Annotated in this window: 15 protein-coding genes, 1 pseudogene and 1 riboswitch; of the genes and pseudogenes, 3 read left to right on the forward strand and 13 right to left on the reverse strand. The window is 44.5% G+C overall.

Features of this window, described 5'->3' with window-relative positions:
* Positions 1 to 263 precede the first annotated feature (263 nt).
* A riboswitch (purine riboswitch) is annotated at positions 264 to 365 on the reverse strand.
* Between the two features lie 374 nt (positions 366 to 739).
* Both AB1L08_RS13470 and gad read left to right on the forward strand, forming a co-directional pair.
* Complete coding sequence (locus AB1L08_RS13470; protein WP_413065185.1) at positions 740 to 2,092, forward strand: amino acid permease; 1,353 nt, start codon at positions 740 to 742, stop codon at positions 2,090 to 2,092.
* A 557-nt stretch (positions 2,093 to 2,649) separates the two neighbouring features.
* A pseudogene (gad, locus tag AB1L08_RS13475) lies at positions 2,650 to 4,018 on the forward strand (glutamate decarboxylase); the annotation flags it as partial.
* Positions 4,019 to 4,164: 146 nt separating this feature from the next.
* Here gad and AB1L08_RS13480 read toward each other — a convergent pair.
* The 8 genes from AB1L08_RS13480 to AB1L08_RS13515 all read right to left on the reverse strand — a co-directional run bounded on the left by AB1L08_RS13480 (position 4,165) and on the right by AB1L08_RS13515 (position 12,269).
* The gene (locus tag AB1L08_RS13480) at positions 4,165 to 6,324 is read right to left on the reverse strand and encodes a transglutaminase TgpA family protein (RefSeq protein WP_413065186.1); all 2,160 of its coding nucleotides are present in this window, start codon (positions 6,322 to 6,324) and stop codon (positions 4,165 to 4,167) included.
* Complete coding sequence (locus tag AB1L08_RS13485; RefSeq protein ID WP_413065187.1) at positions 6,321 to 7,520, reverse strand: DUF58 domain-containing protein; 1,200 nt, start codon at positions 7,518 to 7,520, stop codon at positions 6,321 to 6,323. Before AB1L08_RS13485 ends, AB1L08_RS13480 begins: the two co-directional genes overlap by 4 nt.
* A gap of 1 nt (position 7,521) precedes the next feature.
* Positions 7,522 to 8,475, reverse strand: a complete 954-nt coding sequence (locus tag AB1L08_RS13490; RefSeq protein WP_413065188.1) for an AAA family ATPase — start codon at positions 8,473 to 8,475, stop codon at positions 7,522 to 7,524.
* A 61-nt stretch (positions 8,476 to 8,536) separates the two neighbouring features.
* Positions 8,537 to 9,361, reverse strand: coding sequence for an NAD(+) synthase (nadE, locus tag AB1L08_RS13495; RefSeq protein WP_413065189.1), 825 nt, complete (start codon positions 9,359 to 9,361; stop codon positions 8,537 to 8,539).
* A 19-nt stretch (positions 9,362 to 9,380) separates the two neighbouring features.
* Positions 9,381 to 10,847 carry a nicotinate phosphoribosyltransferase gene (locus tag AB1L08_RS13500; RefSeq protein ID WP_413065190.1) on the reverse strand — a complete coding sequence of 489 codons (1,467 nt, stop codon included), beginning with the start codon at positions 10,845 to 10,847 and terminating at the stop codon, positions 9,381 to 9,383.
* A gap of 18 nt (positions 10,848 to 10,865) precedes the next feature.
* Positions 10,866 to 11,417: a cysteine hydrolase family protein gene (locus AB1L08_RS13505; protein WP_413065191.1), complete on the reverse strand. Its 552-nt coding sequence runs from the start codon at positions 11,415 to 11,417 to the stop codon at positions 10,866 to 10,868.
* Positions 11,418 to 11,602: 185 nt separating this feature from the next.
* Positions 11,603 to 11,917: a DMT family transporter gene (locus AB1L08_RS13510; RefSeq protein WP_413065192.1), complete on the reverse strand. Its 315-nt coding sequence runs from the start codon at positions 11,915 to 11,917 to the stop codon at positions 11,603 to 11,605.
* Between the two features lies 1 nt (position 11,918).
* The gene (locus AB1L08_RS13515) at positions 11,919 to 12,269 is read right to left on the reverse strand and encodes a DMT family transporter (protein ID WP_413065193.1); all 351 of its coding nucleotides are present in this window, start codon (positions 12,267 to 12,269) and stop codon (positions 11,919 to 11,921) included.
* Positions 12,270 to 12,405: 136 nt separating this feature from the next.
* On the opposite strand from AB1L08_RS13515, the gene AB1L08_RS13520 reads away from it, so the two are divergent.
* Entirely contained in the window at positions 12,406 to 12,942 is a 537-nt protein-coding gene (locus tag AB1L08_RS13520; RefSeq protein WP_413065194.1) for a hypothetical protein, read from the forward strand.
* Between the two features lie 86 nt (positions 12,943 to 13,028).
* Here the strand turns inward: AB1L08_RS13520 and glaH are convergent, their stop codons facing one another.
* The 5 genes from glaH to AB1L08_RS13545 form a co-directional block, all read right to left on the reverse strand.
* Complete coding sequence (glaH, locus tag AB1L08_RS13525) at positions 13,029 to 13,961, reverse strand: glutarate dioxygenase GlaH (protein WP_413065195.1); 933 nt, start codon at positions 13,959 to 13,961, stop codon at positions 13,029 to 13,031.
* 545 nt (positions 13,962 to 14,506) lie between these two features.
* On the reverse strand, positions 14,507 to 14,836 hold the full coding sequence (locus tag AB1L08_RS13530) for a DUF3870 domain-containing protein (protein WP_413065196.1): 330 nt from the start codon (positions 14,834 to 14,836) through the stop codon (positions 14,507 to 14,509).
* Positions 14,837 to 14,852: 16 nt separating this feature from the next.
* Positions 14,853 to 16,070 carry an L-2-hydroxyglutarate oxidase gene (gene lhgO, locus AB1L08_RS13535; protein ID WP_413065197.1) on the reverse strand — a complete coding sequence of 406 codons (1,218 nt, stop codon included), beginning with the start codon at positions 16,068 to 16,070 and terminating at the stop codon, positions 14,853 to 14,855.
* A gap of 21 nt (positions 16,071 to 16,091) precedes the next feature.
* Positions 16,092 to 16,757 (reverse strand): GntR family transcriptional regulator, encoded by a 666-nt coding sequence (locus tag AB1L08_RS13540; RefSeq protein WP_413065198.1) that lies wholly within the window; start codon positions 16,755 to 16,757, stop codon positions 16,092 to 16,094.
* Positions 16,758 to 16,895: 138 nt separating this feature from the next.
* Positions 16,896 to 18,269, reverse strand: a complete 1,374-nt coding sequence (locus tag AB1L08_RS13545; protein ID WP_413065199.1) for an APC family permease — start codon at positions 18,267 to 18,269, stop codon at positions 16,896 to 16,898.
* Positions 18,270 to 18,345: the final 76 nt, after the last annotated feature.

An 18,345-nucleotide genomic window follows, 5' to 3' on the forward strand; every position in this document is an offset into this window, starting at 1 on the left:
ATGGACATACAAAGATAAGGCTAAAAGCTGATACCGTCTAAAGACGGTGGAGTTAGACCGCGCATTTGTAAGTTAAAAGGCATTCAATTTGTGCATATTTATCTGCTCTTCATACATTTCCCCAACTTCTCCCAGAATAAAAGGTTCCCGTATATAAAATAAATCCAAATAGAAAAACGCCTTAAGCGGCTACTGCTTAAAGGCGTTGACTGTTAAGACAGGAAAAAAATAGGGGTGCAAAGACCAAACAAATATCCCAAATTTAAAATTCCCGTTTTTCACGTAGTCAAGCTATTTACGGTAGCTTGGTAGAGACTCGCGGGCCGTATTCCCGCCATTATACGATATAAAACGACATATATTCTATTTGTTTTTCACTTTAACAGTTGAGGAACTTTCCGTCAATACTTTCCTCCCAAATCATAATCCAATTCTATCTCTATTTCGTCAAAAATGTTATATTAGAATATGGCTGCAGCCAAATCCCATATCTTGCTGCAGCTTTCTTCCATTGGCAAAGCCCGGCGCAATAAAAAAATGGGGGCATGGAATGACCTTTATTCCGAGCAAGTTTGGATCATTTAATCATAAAGAAAGGAGGTAAAGCGCTTTTTTTTCAGTCTGAAACCAATGGGTAGAAATTTTGTTGATATCATGTAATTGCTTCACAAAAATGGTTTTACATCTGGGATAACGGGAACAATTTTACAAATGCTAAATATTTAGAGAGGTAAATCACATGCAGCAAGAAAATCTGTCAAGAGGTTTAAAAAACAGGCACGTACAATTAATTGCCATAGGCGGGGCGATCGGAACGGGATTGTTTCTCGGAGCGGGGAAATCAATCCATCTGGCAGGGCCGTCTATTTTATTTGCATACCTGATTACAGGCGCCATTTGCTTTTTAATCATGCGTTCATTGGGAGAGATCCTTTTAAGCAATTTAAACTATCATTCTTTTGTTGACTTCGTACAAGACTATTTTGGTGATGCGGCAGCCTTTATCACCGGGTGGACTTACTGGTTCAGCTGGGTAACGATTGCAATGGCTGATTTGACAGCGGTTGGAATATATATACAATATTGGTTCCCCAGTGTGCCTCAGTGGGTACCGGGTTTCATTACACTGATTTTGTTGTTGTTGATGAACCTGGCCTCCGTAAAACTTTTCGGGGAACTGGAATTTTGGTTTGCGTTAATTAAAGTCATTGCCATCTTGGCGTTAATTGTGGTCGGTACTTTTATGATCGTGAAAGGTTTTTCCACAGATGCAGGTCCGGCCAGTTTCACTAATCTATGGCGTCACGGGGGAATGTTCCCGAATGGCATGGCCGGTTTTGTCCTTTCATTTCAAATGGTTATGTTTGCGTTTGCAGGCATTGAACTGGTAGGACTTACTGCAGGTGAAACAGAAGACCCGGAAAGGGTTATCCCGAGAGCAATCAATAATATTCCCATACGGATAATCATTTTTTACATCGGCGCACTGCTGGTGATTATGAGCATATATCCATGGACGACCGTTAACCCGGCAGAAAGCCCATTTGTCCAAGTCTTTGCGGCGGTTGGTATTGTAGCAGCTGCGGGCATTATCAATTTTGTCGTTCTGACATCAGCTGCATCGGCCTGCAACAGTGCCATTTTCAGTACAAGCCGGATGGTCTATTCACTTGCAAAAAACGAGCAGGCGCCTCAAACATTTAAAAAACTGACAACCCATAAAGTCCCTTCCAATGCATTGTTCTTTTCATCGGGTGTTGTACTGATTGTTGTTGCTCTGAACTATATCATGCCGGAAGGAGTATTTACGCTCATTACAAGCGTTTCTACTTTTTGTTTCATCTTTATTTGGGGAATTACTGTCCTTGCCCATTTAAAATATCGCAAAACAAAGCCCGAGCTGGCCAAAGCGAGTAAGTTTAAAATGCCGCTTTTCCCATTTGCCAATTACTTAATCCTTGCTTTCTTTGCCTTTATTTTGGTAGTGCTTGCACTCGGAGAAGACACTCGTATTGCGTTGTTTGTAACTCCCGTGTGGTTCATTCTTTTGTTTGTCATATATAAAATCCGGGCAATGAAAAATGAAGGATAAGGGGGATCGTAAAAAAAGTTGGCGAAGAATGAAGACACTGTTCTTTTAAAGCCGGGGCAGCCTAACCGCTAGCCCCGGCTCAAACCAAACCGGCTGAGTATAATTTAATTAAACTTCTATATTAAGGATGTTCCTCATACTTATTAATGCGAGTTCAAAAAGTTGACAAATCAGAAGGCCGACTAAAGGTGCCACGTCCTGTGGCAACGTCGGCACCAGCACTCAAGTGTGCCGCAAGAAGGTCGAGGCGGAATGTATGCTTTTAAATGGGAGCTGCCGGAAACAAGCCAACGAAGAGATTCGCCGCCTATCATTTGGCGACTTTTTGAACAACTCTTTTAACAAATTGTTGAGTAGGGAGGACCCTGATGTATAGTCATTATAAAACGTATCAGCCATATTTAAGCCCGTTTAATCCTTACACGGTATATCTTCCGCCAAATCTTTCACAGTTAACTCACATAGAGACCTTAAGGGCTGGCACCTTTTGGAAACCATTATATGAACCTTATTACAATCCTCATAAACGAGCGAGTAGCGGAACTTACCGCAAACAAATGATGCTGCCGTACGAATTTCCCATAAATCCTTTATTCATTCGCAAAGGAGAAGATTCTGTTCACCGTTTGCGCATACCTAATCAAAGCATGTTCCCCGAAACTGCGTATAAACTAGTCCGCGATGAAATGGCTCTCGATGGCAATCCCCATCTCAATCTCGCAACATTTGTTACCACTTGGATGGAGCCAGCCGCAGATCGCTTATACGCGGAAACAGTCAACAAGAATTTGATTAATAAGGATGAATACCCCCAGACAGCGGCGATAGAGGAGCGGTGTATACGAATTTTAGCCGATCTCTGGCATTCGCCCCGCCCGCATCATACGATGGGTGTTTCAACAATCGGATCATCAGAAGCATGCATGCTCGGCGGACTTGCACTAAAGCGGCGCTGGCAACACGCGCGCAAAAAACAGGGAAAGCCAATAGACCGGCCAAATATTGTATTAAGTTCCGCTGTACATGTCGTTTGGAAAAAATTCGCCAACTATTGGGACGTTGAACCGCGCTTTGTAAACATTACCCCGGATCATCCTGGTCTGGATGCCAAGGGTGTGCTCGCTTCCGTAGATGAAAACACTATCGGTGTCGTAGCGACTCTTGGGGTAACTTATACCGGCCTGTATGAACCGGTCGAGAAAATTGCGCAAGCCTTGGACGACATTCAGGAAAGAACAGATCTTGATATCCCCATACATGTAGACGGTGCATCGGGAGGCTTTGTGGCACCATTCCTTCAGCCAGACCTGGTCTGGGATTTTCAGTTGGCCAGAGTGAAATCCATCAATGTTTCCGGACACAAATATGGATTGGTATACCCGGGCCTTGGATGGATCATTTGGCGTGAGGCCGAAGATCTTCCCGAGGATCTCATCTTTCGCGTGTCCTATTTGGGCGGCAACATGCCAACATTCTCCTTAAGTTTCTCCCGCCCCAGTTCACAAGTACTTTTACAATACTACAACTTTCTCCGTTTTGGCAAAGCCGGATACTATAAGGTACAAAAATCTTCCCAATCAGTGGCACAGTTCCTTAGCAAGGCGATTGGCGACATGGAACCTTTTGAACTATTTACAGATGGCTCGAATCTTCCTGTATTTTCATGGCGGCTAAAAGAAGGATACACATCAAACTGGAATCTTTACGACTTGTCCCGGCAATTACGTACATTTGGCTGGCAAGTGCCGGCTTATCCTTTACCCCCGGATATGGAAAACATAACGATTATGCGAGTTGTAATCCGAAATGGATTTTCCATGAACATGGCTCACATCTTCTTGACGAACCTTAAACAGGCTGTCTCTTTTCTGGATTCCGTAAATAGCAAAACTACATGACACAAAGCGTCATAACTGCTATCATTACGCTTCCGGAACAGCCGCTTTCGCGAGCGAATGGGCCTGTATTTATCGTCACAACCTTTACCAAAAGAAGGCCTCTCATCACGATGTATTGCTGTCGTCAGCAATCATCTATGTTCGAGTGCCTTCTTTCTTTTTTAAGTTTTCCTGTTACCCGCCCGCCTTTTCCATCAGCATTTCCCATAGTTCTTTTTCTTGGCCGGTAAGGGAAGTTGCATCATCCCCCCGATAAATGATGCGTTCATACGCCTGCGTCAATTGGCTCATTTCCTTGGTCTGGAATTGCCGGTCGATATGGGCTGCATATTCACGCAACGTTTGGCCCGTTTTCCTTTTAAGCCCGCGCTGTTCCAACCGCTTTAAAAGCATGTCATAAGCTTCTATAAAAGTTCCATCATTATTATCTTCTATTAGACTGGAAAAAGGGCGTTTTCTTTTCCGGTAAAAGATCACAAATCCCAGGGCCGAAACGGCCAATAAGAGGGCGCCGCCCCATATCCATGGAAAAAGACCGGTTCCCGAAACAACGGATGCTTTGGTTGACTCTTTTTCTCTATTGATTTCCTTTTCTTCCTTCTGTTCAACTTCTTTTTCTGAAGGTTCCGCAGGATTAGTCTGGCTTGATTGGGCCTGTGTTTCATCAAATGCAAAAGATGAAGGGTTGTTAAATCCTTTTGTCGGTTCGAACGGGACCCATCCCAAAGTTGGAAAATACACTTCGACCCACGAGTGGGCCTCATTGTTTGTCACTTCGTACATTCTGTATTCTCCATCAGCCGCTCCGCGGTAGTTTCCAGGCGCATAACCTTTCGCCCATCTGGCCGGAATTCCGAGCGAACGAAGCATCGTTACCATGGAAGTGGAGAAATTGTCACAATACCCTCTTTTCGTATCAAACAAAAATTGCTCTACATAATCCTCGGCGCCGGTTGGAATGGCTACGCGGGTTTGGTCATAAGAAAAATCGCCTGATTGAAAATGGCGCTCGATTGCTTTCGCCTTGTCAAACCAGTTATCTTCATCTTTTGTTAATTCGACAGCCAGATCCCTTATCCGTTCCGGAAACGATCCGGGAAGCTGCGTATATCTTGTTTGAATCCGGTCATATTTCTCTCCGTCCGGCAGCCCGGTTGTCCCCCGCAGCTCTTTCATGCTGTATTTTGCATTCTCGTAAGTGATTGTATATTCCTTAAGAGACATTTTTCTGCCGTCACTTGTGAAAGAATTAATTTTGCCAAGTGCTGGATCATATCGAAGAAAGCCGCTCGTCTCGTCGCCTGTTACCGACATGAACCCGTAAGGCCTGACGATATGCGGATATACGATTTCAAATCGAAAGCTGGCTTTTGTCAGGTTTCCCTCGTTGCGCAGATGCTCATCCATTATAAACGTTTCTCCAAACTGGAATTGCTCCAGGGGAGAAGATTGCTCGGAAGTGATCCAGCCTTTTCCTGTGTAAACATCCTTCGTTTCAATTTTCCAATATTGCCTGCTTGAAGTTGTCACTTCAAAAACAACCCGGTCATCACCGATAAACGGGCCGCCCAGCTGGGAATCATCAATTCCGTAGCCGATTTTGGACAAACCGGCGGTTGCCGTTTGATCTGCTTTGGATTCGATATACGGAACAGGATCCGGCCAAATCGGGGCTGCCTTTGGCGAAATATATCCAGCCAGTACACTGATGGCGATCATGGCTGTTAAAGGAAACGCCCACTTTTTCATTAATTGGGACTGTCCGTTAAACTGTTCTTTTTCCAACAGGCGGTGAAAAAAAAGAATTCCGAGAAGGGCAAAACCGATGATGACAATGCGTACAATGGCCCGGTTTGCCTCGTATTCTGTAAATGTATCCAGAAGGGCGACATAAAATACCGTCATGGCATAAAAAACAAAAATCCTTTTCCTGACTGTCAGCCAATAACGCAGCAAATAAGTCATTTGCCATAGCAACAAGAAAAATAACAAACTGCGAAATCCGGGCGATAATTCGACCCAGTTTCTCGAAACAACCAACGCCATATTTGACTGTATTTCAGCACCAAAATCGTTAAACCAGGAAAAAACCGGCTCATTCGCTTCCCTGAAAATAAGGTAAAGGGAAATAAGGATAAAAGCCGACTTTGCCGGCCAGCTGATGAACAAGGGCGTCCGCAAAAAAATCAATACAATGGAAAACACCACGAACAAGATAAAATAATGGACTTGGCTTGTTTGCGTAATTTGCTCAAGAGGCAGGAGCCATTCCCAAAGAAGCAAAAAACCAAATACATAAAGCAGCAAATGCAGCAATGTACGGCCCTGCTTCATGCTTCTTTCGCCCCCGAAACACCAGTTTGTATATGTCTGTCATACAGCCTTTCAATAAAAACACCGCGTTGCAGGGCTTCCTGAATCAACATTTTTTCTTTCGGCGACTCAGCCTTTTCTTGAACAAGGACAACAACAACGTTTCTCTTCCTCTTAGCCAGCACTTCCGCCTGCTCCAAAAACGGCTTCGTCAGTGAAGCGGAAATAAAAATCACACTTCCACCGTGTTGAAGCAGTCTCGTCTCTTCGAACAGATCCTCCATTGCGTTTTCGGATTCGGGCTGTACTTTCGCCAACATATATAATATTTTCAGCAAATGCCGCTCACCGCCATTCACCGGAAGATACGCTTTTTCCCGGCCCGGGAAATACAAACCTGCCTGTCCCCCGCTCTCAAGGATTGATTTCGCTGCAGAGGCGGCAAACTCAACCATCTTTTCAAAATGGACGGAAAAGCTCCGGTCAAGTACAAAGAGCGGATCATTTGAACTTTTGACTTCAAAATCCTTCGTCATCAGGTCATTTGTCCTGGCGGTCGCCTTCCAGTCAATCCATGAAAAACGGTCCCCCGGCTGATACTCCCTGATCCCGGCGATATGAGAGGTATCCTTATGATATTGGAATTTTGCCGCTCCCGTTCCACGTTCCAGCACCCGCCTAACAGGTTCATGAATAAAAGAGTCCATTTTTGGATAAACAAGGATCGTTTGGGGTGCAGAAACGAATGTTTCTTTTTCCAAAAAACCGAAAAGGTCGCCCGTTTTAAAGCGGACTGATTGAAAAATGTGCTCCCCGCGGGGAACTTGGCTGATTTCGTAATGAATCGTCAATCGCCTTTTAAAACCGGGGAAGAGCATGTGTTTATGCCCTTTGATGGAAGCCTTGTCTTCAACGACCAAAAAAAGCAGGGGAAAAGGAAACTTTCTTGTTGCAGTGATCGTTATATCTACACTGTTTCCGGCGTAAAGCCGCTCGGAAGAAATATTCCTTTTGACATCGAATATGAATGGAAAGGCATTCAACAAAAGTGAATAGACAGCCACCGGCAAAAAGCTGAAAAATAAAAACCAGCTCACAAATCCGCCTTGAAACATGGCATAGGAAAAAGTAAGGGCAAGCAATAGGATATTAACGGAAAATCCGGAAAATCTTTTCAATGTTTCAATAATTGAAGCCCTGGAACGCCTTGCTTCCATCTTATTTCACAGCCCTTTTTACTGGTATATCAACAGTCTTGACCAATTCGCCCACAAGGGATTCGGCGGAAGCCCCCCGGTATTTGGCCTCGGGCTGCAAAAGAATGCGATGGGAGAAAACATATGGAGCAAGGTACTGGACATCATCCGGGATAATAAAATCACGGCCGCAAATAAATGCGTATGCCTGTGATGCTTTCAGCAATGCGATCGACCCGCGGGGGCTGATTCCGAGGAATATGTCCGGATGGGACCGCGTCTTGGTGGCCAAATCAACAATATATTGCTTGATCGTTTCTTCCGCAAAAATATCTTTCACCTGGCGCTGCAAATGCCGCAATTCTTCCAGGGTGATCACCGGTTCCAACTGATCGATTGGCGGGGTTTTTTGGCTTCTTGTCAGCATCTCCACTTCTTCATTTGCTTCCGGATACCCCATTTTCAGCTTCAGCAAAAACCGGTCCAACTGGGCTTCGGGAAGCGGATATGTTCCTTCATACTCAACAGGGTTTTGTGTTGCCATAACAAAGAACGGCCTTTCCATATCGAGCGTCATGCCGTCAATCGTTACGCTTTTTTCTTCCATTGCCTCCAGCAACGCGGATTGGGTCTTGGGTGAAGTCCGATTGATTTCATCGGCCAAAATGATATTGCCGACGATCGGTCCGGGCCGGAATGAAAAATCCAATTCTTTCGGATGATAAATCGATACGCCGATTACATCGGAAGGCAATAAATCTGGCGTAAACTGAATGCGTTTAAAATCGGCATCAACGGATTTTGCCAATGCTTTTACGAGCATCGTTTTCCCCAAGCCGGGAACATCCTCGAGCAGCACGTGGCCTTCTGCCAGGAGCGCAACGATACTGAGCCGGGCCACTTCTGTTTTGCCGATGATTACCTTTTCTATATTTTGAATCACTTTTTTCACTTGCTGCTGCGATATTTCGGTCATCAATGATTACACCTGCCGATCATCATATTTTTAAATGGGGAATGGGGGACTGATTCGCCCCCTATTTCCAAAAATCATCAAATACATTTACCGGCAAGCGCCGTTTATGCATTGATTTGCGGTACAAAGTTTCGATCGTATTTTTGGCCTGCGGGGAAACCCTCTTCCCTTCCAAATAATCATCGATATCCTCATAAGAGACGCCAAGCGCCACTTCATCGGGCAACAGCGGCCGCTCCTCTTCAAGGTCGGCGGTCGGGATTTTATTATATAAATGCTCCGGACAGCCGAGCTCTTTCAGCAGCCTTCTTCCCTGCCTTTTATTCAGCCTGAAGATCGGTACGAGATCAGCTGCCCCGTCGCCATATTTTGTAAAAAATCCCGTAACCGCTTCGGCCGCATGATCCGTTCCAAGAACGGCACAGTTGTTCATCGCCGCAATACTGTACTGGACCTTCATGCGCTCCCTCGCTTTTTCATTCCCTTTTGTAAAATCAGAGAGCTTCACTCCAGCTTTCTCAAGGGAAGCAACGCTTGCGTCAACGGCCGGCTTAATGTCAACTGCATAGGTCACGCTCGGATTAATAAAGGCAAGTGCGTCATCCACATCGGGTGCATCTTTTTGGACACCATAAGGCAGCCTGACAGCAATAAATTTGTATTGATCCAAACCCCGCTCTTTGTTCAGCTCATCGGCAGCCATTTGGGCCAGTTTTCCGACAAGCGTCGAATCCTGCCCGCCGGATATGCCAAGCACAAACCCGTTGAAAAAAGGGTGGGCTTCCATGTATTCCTTCATAAAGTCGATGCTAGTGCGGATTTCTTCCTGCGGATCAATTTGCGGCTTTACCTTTAATTCTTTGATGATTTGCTGCTGCAAACTCATGACGGTAATCTCCTTTCTTCTATCTGCGCAGACGGTCAACCTTTTCTTTGGCCGCTTCGATATTGCTCATTTTATTATCCCAGCAATCCTGGCTGAGATCGACCGGATATTCTTCGGGATTCAGCGACCGGCGGTATTCAGCCCATAACAAATCGAGGTTTTCCCTTGCAAAGGCCTGAATTTCCCGAAGGTCCGGAAAATCATACACCAGCTTCCCGTCTACAAAAATATCATGAAGCAAAAGTTTTGCATCAAAATCCGTTACAAATTTACTAATAAATGTATGGACAGGATGAAACATTTTCAGTTTTTTTTCTTCTTCGGGCTTTTCGTCCCATAAAGTGATATAATCGCCCTCTGATTTATGATTTAACCGATTAATGATCCGGTAAACTTTTTTGCGGCCCGGGGTTGTTACTTTTTCCGCATTGCTCGATATTTTGATCGTATCTTCCCATTCACCGAACTCATTTTCGATGGCTACCATTTTATATACTGCTCCCAGGGCAGGTTGGTCGTAAGCCGTGATGAGCTTTGTGCCGACTCCCCATGAGTCGATTTTCGCTCCTTGCGCTTTCAAGTGGAAAATCGTATACTCATCCAAATCGCTTGATGCATAAATTTTGGCGTCATGAAATCCTGCTGCGTCCAGCATTTTCCGGGCTTCTTTCGATAAAAAGGCCATATCCCCGCTGTCGAGGCGGATTCCTTTAAAATGGATCCTGTCGCCAAATTCTTTGGCCACCCGGATCGCTGCCGGAACGCCGGATCTCAATGTATCATATGTATCAACGAGAAAAACGCAGTCCCGGTGAGTTTCTGCATATTTTTTAAAAGCGGTATAATCGTCTTTATACGCCTGGACCATGGAATGAGCATGCGTACCGGCGACAGGCATGCCGAACAACTTCCCGGCCCTCACATTGCTTGTGGCATCGAAACCACCGATAAAGGCAGCGCGCGTTCCCCATAAGGCCGCCTCCATTTCCTGCGCTCTTCTTGAGCCAAACTCAAGCGCCACTTCATCCCCGACCACTTCTTTTATCCGGGAAGCCTTCGTCGCAATCAAGGTTTGGTAATTCACGATGTTCAGAAGCGCTGTTTCAATGAGCTGCGCTTCGGCGAGCGGGGCTTCCACCTGCATGATGGGCTCATTCCCAAATACAAGCTCCCCTTCCTTCATGGAACGAACCGTCCCTGTAAAACGAAGGTTTGCCAAATAGTCCATAAATCCCCCATCATAACCGAGATCATCCCGCAAATATCGGATATCGCTTTCGCTGAAACGAAATTTGCGCAAATAATGGACGGCTTTTTCCAGCCCGGCAAAGATCGCATAGCCGTTGGCAAACGGCAGTTTTCTAAAATACAGTTCAAATACGGCTTTTCTTTCGTGAATGCCGTCCTGCCAATAGGTTTTTGCCATATTAATTTGATATAAATCGGTGTGCAGCGCCAGGCTGTCATCTTGTTCATGAAATCTCATGTACCTTTACTTCCTTTCTCAGACTACACTTGCTCCCAGTGTGTTCGCAAAATGGGCCAATGCCCATTCGTGGCCGGCTTCATTAAAGCTGGCAACCGCATTTTTATGAATGACGATTTGAAATCCTTTATTGTAGGCATCCACGGCAGTATGCAGCACACAGATATCCGTACAGACACCGCAAATATGGATTTCATTAATCCCCCGTTCGCGGAGTTTTATTTCAAGATCCGTGCCGGCGAAGGAACTGTACCTCGTTTTATCCATGTAATAGACATTCGGATCGTTCTTGTGCTGTTCATACAAGTCCTTCAAACTGCCGTAAAAGTCCCGGCCGGGTGAACCCGCAATATTATGCGGGGGAAAAAGCTTAGTCTCCGGATGGAGCTCATCCCCCTCTTCATGTTTATCAACAGCAAAGACGATGAAATCACCATTTTCCAAAAACTGTTTTGTTAAATCAACAATTGCCCTTTCAATATCCTGTCCCGGCGTCCCGCAAGTAAGCTCGCCGTCTTGAGCCACAAAGTCATACGTGTAATCGACATTTAACAAAGCTTTTTTAGTCACTCCTATTTCCTCCCTCTCCTTTAAGTATTTTTTATCAGGTTATCTTGAAATGAGATTGGTATTGGCATATCAGCCAATTGCTTTTTGTATAAAAAATTCATTTATATGTAAATGTCCGTTCGATTATAGAAATGCTTCATTATATTTCAATCACCTCATGATTGAAATCACGAGTGTTCCCGTCCTTATTCAATGGCCCTCAAACCAACCGCCCCTGCAATAATAAACGTTAAAAACAGCATCCTTTTCCAGCCTGCGGACTCTTTGAAAATGAGGATCCCCATGATCACAGCTCCTGCTGCGCCCAACCCTGTCCACACTGCATAAGCCGTGCCAAGCGGAATATCGTTCATAGCCAGTGCCAAGAAGTAAAATCCAAAGCCGAAAGACAGCACAACCATCAGAAGCCGAAACCATGTTTTTCTCTGATTATACATGGTAATGCTCATCACACCAAAGATTTCACCGAAACTTGCGATAACAAGGTAAATCCATGCCACATTAATCTCCTCCATCCGGAGAGTTGTCGGTGATCTTCATTTCGTTGTCTGTGGTCATTTTAATCCCAATGACACCAACAATAATCAGGGCAATAAAAAATAATTTGGCAATCGAAAAATCAGCCCCAAATACAGCAAAGTCAATTAAAACAATGGCAGCTGCCCCCGACCCGGTAAAAACAGCATAGACTGTGCCGGAAGGTAATTTTTCACATGCCTTAATGATAAAAAAGAAACTGAAAATAATCATGACAATCGTTCCGGCCCATTCCAAAAATGTTTCCGAGTACCTTAAACCAATGACCCAAAACACTTCTACAATCGCAGCAAACAAAACGTACATCCAAGCCATCAGTTTCTCCTTCCACCCTCTTTTATGTATATTTTAGCACATCAAGATAAACAGCCCCATCAAATCACAACTTTTAGAGAAATTTTCGTTCTTTTTAAAAATCAAACTTGGCCGGGAAGATTTTCTGTAACTATGGGTGATTTCCGTTTATCCGCGGGTATTTTCCGCTTATCCGCGGGTATTTCCCGCTTATCCGCGGGTATTTCCCGCTTATCCGCGGGTATTTTCTGCTTATCCGCGGGTATTTCCACTTATCCGCTGGTATTTCTGCTTATCCGCGGGTATCTCCGCTTATCCGCGGGTATTTCTGTTTATCCGCGGGTATTTTCCGCTTATCCGCGGATATTTCCTACTTATCCGCGGGTATCTCCCGCTTATCCGCGGGTATTTTCCGCTTATCCGCGGGTATTTCTGCTTATCCGCGGGTATTTCCGCTTATCCGCGGGTATCTCCGCTTATCCGCGGGTATTTTCCGCTTATCCGCGGGTATTTCCGCTTATCCGCGGGTATTTCCCGCTTATCCGCGGGTATTTCCCGCTTATCCGCGGGTATCTCCGCTTATCTGCGGGTATTTCTGTTTATCCGCGGGTATTTTCCGCTTATCCGCGGGTATTTCCGTTTATTTGCTGGTACCGCAGGGACCACTCACCGCTATATTGCCATCGTTTTTTGACAAATAGCATGTATATGTACGAATAAAAAAAAGCACCCTGCGAAGGGTGCACAAAAATGGTAGAGGTTATTTCGCAAATGAGTTGCTTATTCCAGGAAACGTCCGCGTTGACGCATTAATTCACGGTTTAAGTCAGGATTTTTTTCAAATGCCGCACGGCCGTGCAGCCAGAACAAGTTGTTGACAACAACAAGATCCCCTACTGGGAGTTCCAATTCAATGACGCTTTCATCGTTTTCCATTGAATCAGAAAGTTCTTTCAAGTATTGAGCCTGTTTAATTGTTTCTGGTTGCACAAATTGGTCGATAAAGCAAATGCATGGTTTGTCATTCTTTTTAAAGAATGTTGCACGATGTACTTCTTGAGAAACGTTTTTGCTTGGCGGAGCTTTGTACAAGAACTTATGGCTTCCAAGCGGATTGTTGTAAAATTTGTCAAGTTCTTTCCAATCGTCCAAATGAAGAAGTCTTGATTCACCGCCGCGAGCGTTTTCTTCGACCATTTTCATCATGAGCAGCCAGTCAGTCGGCTCATCAACAAATGTTCCGTCTGTATGAAGCGTAAAGAGACGGTATGCTTGACGAAGGTAAGAGTCACTGTTGTCCGTATGTTTTACTGTGAATCTTGCATAGTATTTACCGGACATGGCGTCAAAGTTTGGCTGTCCAAGAAGATGTGTAATCGCAGTTGCAAAAATGACATACTCATCCGTGTTTTCAGTTACGCCTTCCAATCCAAGTGTAAATCCGCCAGTCTCACGGTCGTGGACAATTCCTCTGAGCGTTTCGCCGAAATCTTCTCCCACAAAGTCTTGAAGAATAGAAGAAACGATCAAGCGCTCGTATGGTGTGTACTCAAGTCTTTGAACAGAAATGCCTCTGTCTTCCACTTCAGCCAAAAATTTTGCAATCGCTTCTTTGGAAATCGAGATGTGGAATAAACGATCGGACTGTGGATGAGGTTGTACCTCATAACCGGCTGTTTTCTTTACAAATTTGCTTTTTGTTGCAACACTCATGAAAACATTCCTCCTGTAAAAAGTTTTATATAATGATAGGTTGACAGAAAATATAAAAAGCCAGTTGCCGATTAGCCTTTTCATACATAGAAAGGCTTGCATTCGGACAACTGGCTTATATTCACTTCACCGCTCTATGGAAGTAGAGTCACAGTGAATATTGCAGTTCGCTTATTTTACTTTCCTGTCTTTAAGTTGGAATCTATACTATTCACGTTTTTGAAAAGGCATTTTTCAAAAGGTGAATATGTTTAAAAAAGTTCTTAACTAAAGAATATCACTGCGTTTATGCCGTGTCAATAAATTTGTCAAAAATGTTTCCACTTTCAATTCTTCACCGGGCAGCATGGCCCCGTAAAATACTTGGCGTTAAGCTTCCTGATTGCCATCTGTACCTTTCCCTTCTTTTGCCAACCAAGAAGGGGCTGTCCAAATATAAAATTAAAAAATCAAGAACGCTGTTATATCCACATTTTTGAACAGAAAAAAGGGGCGTCCAAAAGTCGAAACATCGACTTTTCGGACAGCCCCTGCATGACGAATCTTTATTTTTCTCCTTCGGTGATTTGCTTGAAATGCAAATGCAAATCTTTCATGGCGGCAATCAGTGCGTTCGTCGCCTTTCCTTTATAGTACGTCTGGATGGCTTCAATCTGTTCTTCGATGCCGTCCTTCAGGCTGGTGCCTCTTAAAAGGCGGCCGATAAAATCACTGCCGTGCTCCGTTGCAAGGGTGGCGGATGCTTTCAGTATGACCCCGTACTTTACATCCACTTCAGCTGTAATCGTCAGTGTTTCATAGACACTTTTCGCAGCCATTCCCTGCGGCAGGCGGGCATGGCCGGCAATGAACATCGTTTTTGCATTAAATTCCATCGATATCCCCTCTTTATTAAATTGTGGCAGCTGCTTCTTTCAGATGTGATTGTTCAGGAATTCTTCTTGCGACTTCTTTTCCGATTTCTATGGATGCTGTGGCAGCCGGTGAAGGTGCATTACATACATGGATGGAGCGTTGTCCCATGATGATGTGGAAATCATCTACCATGGAACCGTCATCTTTTAATGCCTGGGCACGAACGCCGGCAGGTGCCGGCACCAGGTCATCCTCCTGGATTTCAGGGATTAAGGTTTGCAGGCTCTTGGTGAATTGTGCTTTGCTGAAAGATCTGATGTATTCTTCCATTCCTTCTTTCATAAATTTGGAAGCAAGTTTCCAAAAGCCGCCGTATGTTAACGTTTCTGCCAGGTCTTTGGGGTTGAAGTCCGTTTTCTTGTAGCCTTCACGTTTAAAGCCTAATACAGCGTTCGGCCCTGCATCAACTTCACCGTCAATCATGCGTGTAAAGTGAACGCCAAGGAACGGAAACTTCGGATTCGGTACCGGGTAAATCAAATTTTTAACGAGATAACGTTTTTCAGGTTTCAATTTGTAGTATTCTCCACGGAACGGGACAATTTTCATGTCCGTTTTGTAGCCGGCAGCTGCAGCCACACGGTCGCTGTGAAGCCCTGCACAGTTAATGACAATGCCGGCTTTGACGGTTCCGTTATTTGTTTCAATGACAACCTCGTCTTTTCCTTCATTGATTTTTTCCACATTCGTGTTAAGCAAAATATCTCCGCCATGATCGCGAATGATATCAGCAAATTTTTCGCTTACTTGCCTGTAGTTGACGATACCTGCCATGGGTACGCGAATCGCAGCAAGCCCCGCTACATGAGGTTCAATCTCTTTTAATTGATCTGCATCAATTTTTTCAATGGCAAGCTCATTTTGTAATCCGCGTTCATATAAATTGTCAAGAAGCGGGAGTTCTTCCGGCTTGGTTGCGACAATGACTTTTCCGCAAATGTCATGATCAATTTGGTGCTTCTGGCAAAATTCAGTCATAGACCGGCTTCCCTGTCTGGCAAAACGAGCTTTGTAGCTGCCCGGCTTGTAGTAAATGCCGGAGTGGATGACACCGCTGTTATGTCCTGTTTGGTGCTGTGCTACAGATGCCTCTTTTTCAATGACGGCAACTTTTGCATTCGGAAATCTTTCATAGATGGCCATCCCGGTTGAGAGTCCTACTATACCGCCGCCCACAATCGCAAAATCATACATAAATTTGTACCTCCATCGCTGTTAAGGTTGTTTTTTCATGCGTTCCATACACTCTATTAAATTATTTTTTGTCCGCAAAATATGATACTCAACTGCAGCCCGCAACTCTGCAGGGTCTCCCCTTAACGCAGCTTCATATATGAGTCGATGTTCCTTTTGCGTTTCCTGGTAATAGTCGATCAATAAATTGGGAGCAATTGGAGAAATTCCCAACGTTTCGACCATTTTCTGAACCCGGGGCCACGGACAGCCGCTTCTGAGCGTCTGATGGAACGAAGCATTCAGTTGTATATACTCATCATTTGTTTCATCTGTTAATACGAGCGTTTCCATTTGAATTAAAATATCATGCAAATGCTGTTTGTCTTCCCCGGTTAAATATGGAAGAGATTTTTCCACAGCCAGCCCCTCAAGCATGGAACGAAGATGATAAATTTCTTCTATATTGTCTTTTGTAATCGGGGTTACGACTGCTCCCTTGTGGGGAACCAGTTCGACCAATCCTTCAATTTGGAGCTGCGTCAATGCTTCGCGTATGGGCATCCTGCTTACTTCGAGGCGTTCCGCCCACTCTTCCTGGATTAAACGATCGCCTTCTTTTAACGTGCCATCCAAAATGGCCTGTCTGAGCCGTTTCGTGACGTTTTTGACGATCGTCGATTTGTTTGGCGTGACTTTGCCCGACAATAATATCCACCCCTATTCATTTTGGATACAATAAAGAGTTTATCATACAAAAAAATCCCTTTCAAGGGATAAAAAATAAAAAATTGAATCCAATCTCCAGCGGATTGGATTCAATAAAATCGTTTTAATTACTTTTCATTATTTCAATTTTTCCGTAGGAAAAGACTTCCTCATTGCAATCATCAGCAAAATTCCTAGAACAGCCCACCCGGCAAAAATAGCCCATTCATAAGGCCAGACAAGGGCAGCTGGCATACCCGGCATGTAAAGGATCACAAAGAAAATACTAAAGATGATCGCAAGCCATCCTACAATGCTTGATTTTCCGGCTTGGAAAGGCCTTTCCATTTGAGGCTCATTTTTACGCAGCTGTACAAAAGCGACAGCTGCCAAAAGATAGCCAATAACAATTCCAAGTCCACCTGCATCTGTAAGCCAGACAAGCATGGGACGTCCGAGCAAAGGGGAAACAGTTGCCAAAGCTCCAATGAATAGAACACCGTTTATAGGCGTCCCATGTTTCGGATGAAGTTTACCGAACCAGGCAGGGAGCATTTTTTTCTCCGCCATTGCATATAAAATCCGGCTTCCACCGATGATGAATGCGTTCCAGCTGGTAACGATACCCGCAATCCCTCCAAGGATCAGCACGATAGCAAAGAAATCGTGTCCAAACAATCTGGCCATTGCATCAGCCGTTGGAAGTGTTGAGTTAGCCAATGTTGTTTTATCAAGGCCTAGGCCAACTGCAAAAATAATGGCAATATACCAAACAATCGCTAAAACAACAGATAAAACCAAAATTTTTCCAATGGCTCTTGCCGGAACATTCATTTCTTCCGCTGTTTGCGGAATAACGTCAAATCCCACAAACATAAATGGTGTCATGATCGCAACGACCATGATGCCGCCAATCCCGCCAACAAAAAGTGGATCAGCATTGGCCATTTCCCCATTAACGGCCCCGCCAAAAATAAGCATTAAACCAATAAGTGCAATCACAATGGTCAAGACCATCTGTAAAAAGGCCGCCGATTTTACACCAAGATAGTTTACAATCGTTACAAAAATGGAGCCTGCAACTCCCACAGCAACCCAGGAAGCGTATACGTCATAATCATTAATCGTGTACATATAACCTACTTTATAGTTTGGAAAGATGTACTCGATAACGGTAGGAAGCGCTACGGCTTCAAAGGCAACAACGGAAATGTAGCCAAGCGCAAGCATCCATGCTGCAATAAATGCAGTTTTGGGACCTACACCCCTTAAAACATAAATAAGTGCTCCACCTGTTGTAGGCATGGATGATGCCAATTCGGCATAAGTCAAACCGACAAAAATAACAAGTATTCCGCCAGCGACAAATGCAATCATCGCACCGATTGTACCGGCTCCGAGAATCCACTCTCCCGACATGACGACCCAGCCCCAGCCAATCATGGCGCCAAAGGCCAAAAACAGGACATCCCAACGCGATAATACCTTTTCCATATTACGATCCTTTTGCATTACCTTTCTCCTTTATGAGTTTTTCTTCCTTCAATTAGAAGGCCTGCTGAAAGACTGTCACTTTCAGCAGATACAC

The sequence above is a fragment of the Siminovitchia jepli genome (assembly GCF_047228825.1).
Classification (GTDB): Bacteria; Bacillota; Bacilli; order Bacillales; family Bacillaceae_C; genus Siminovitchia.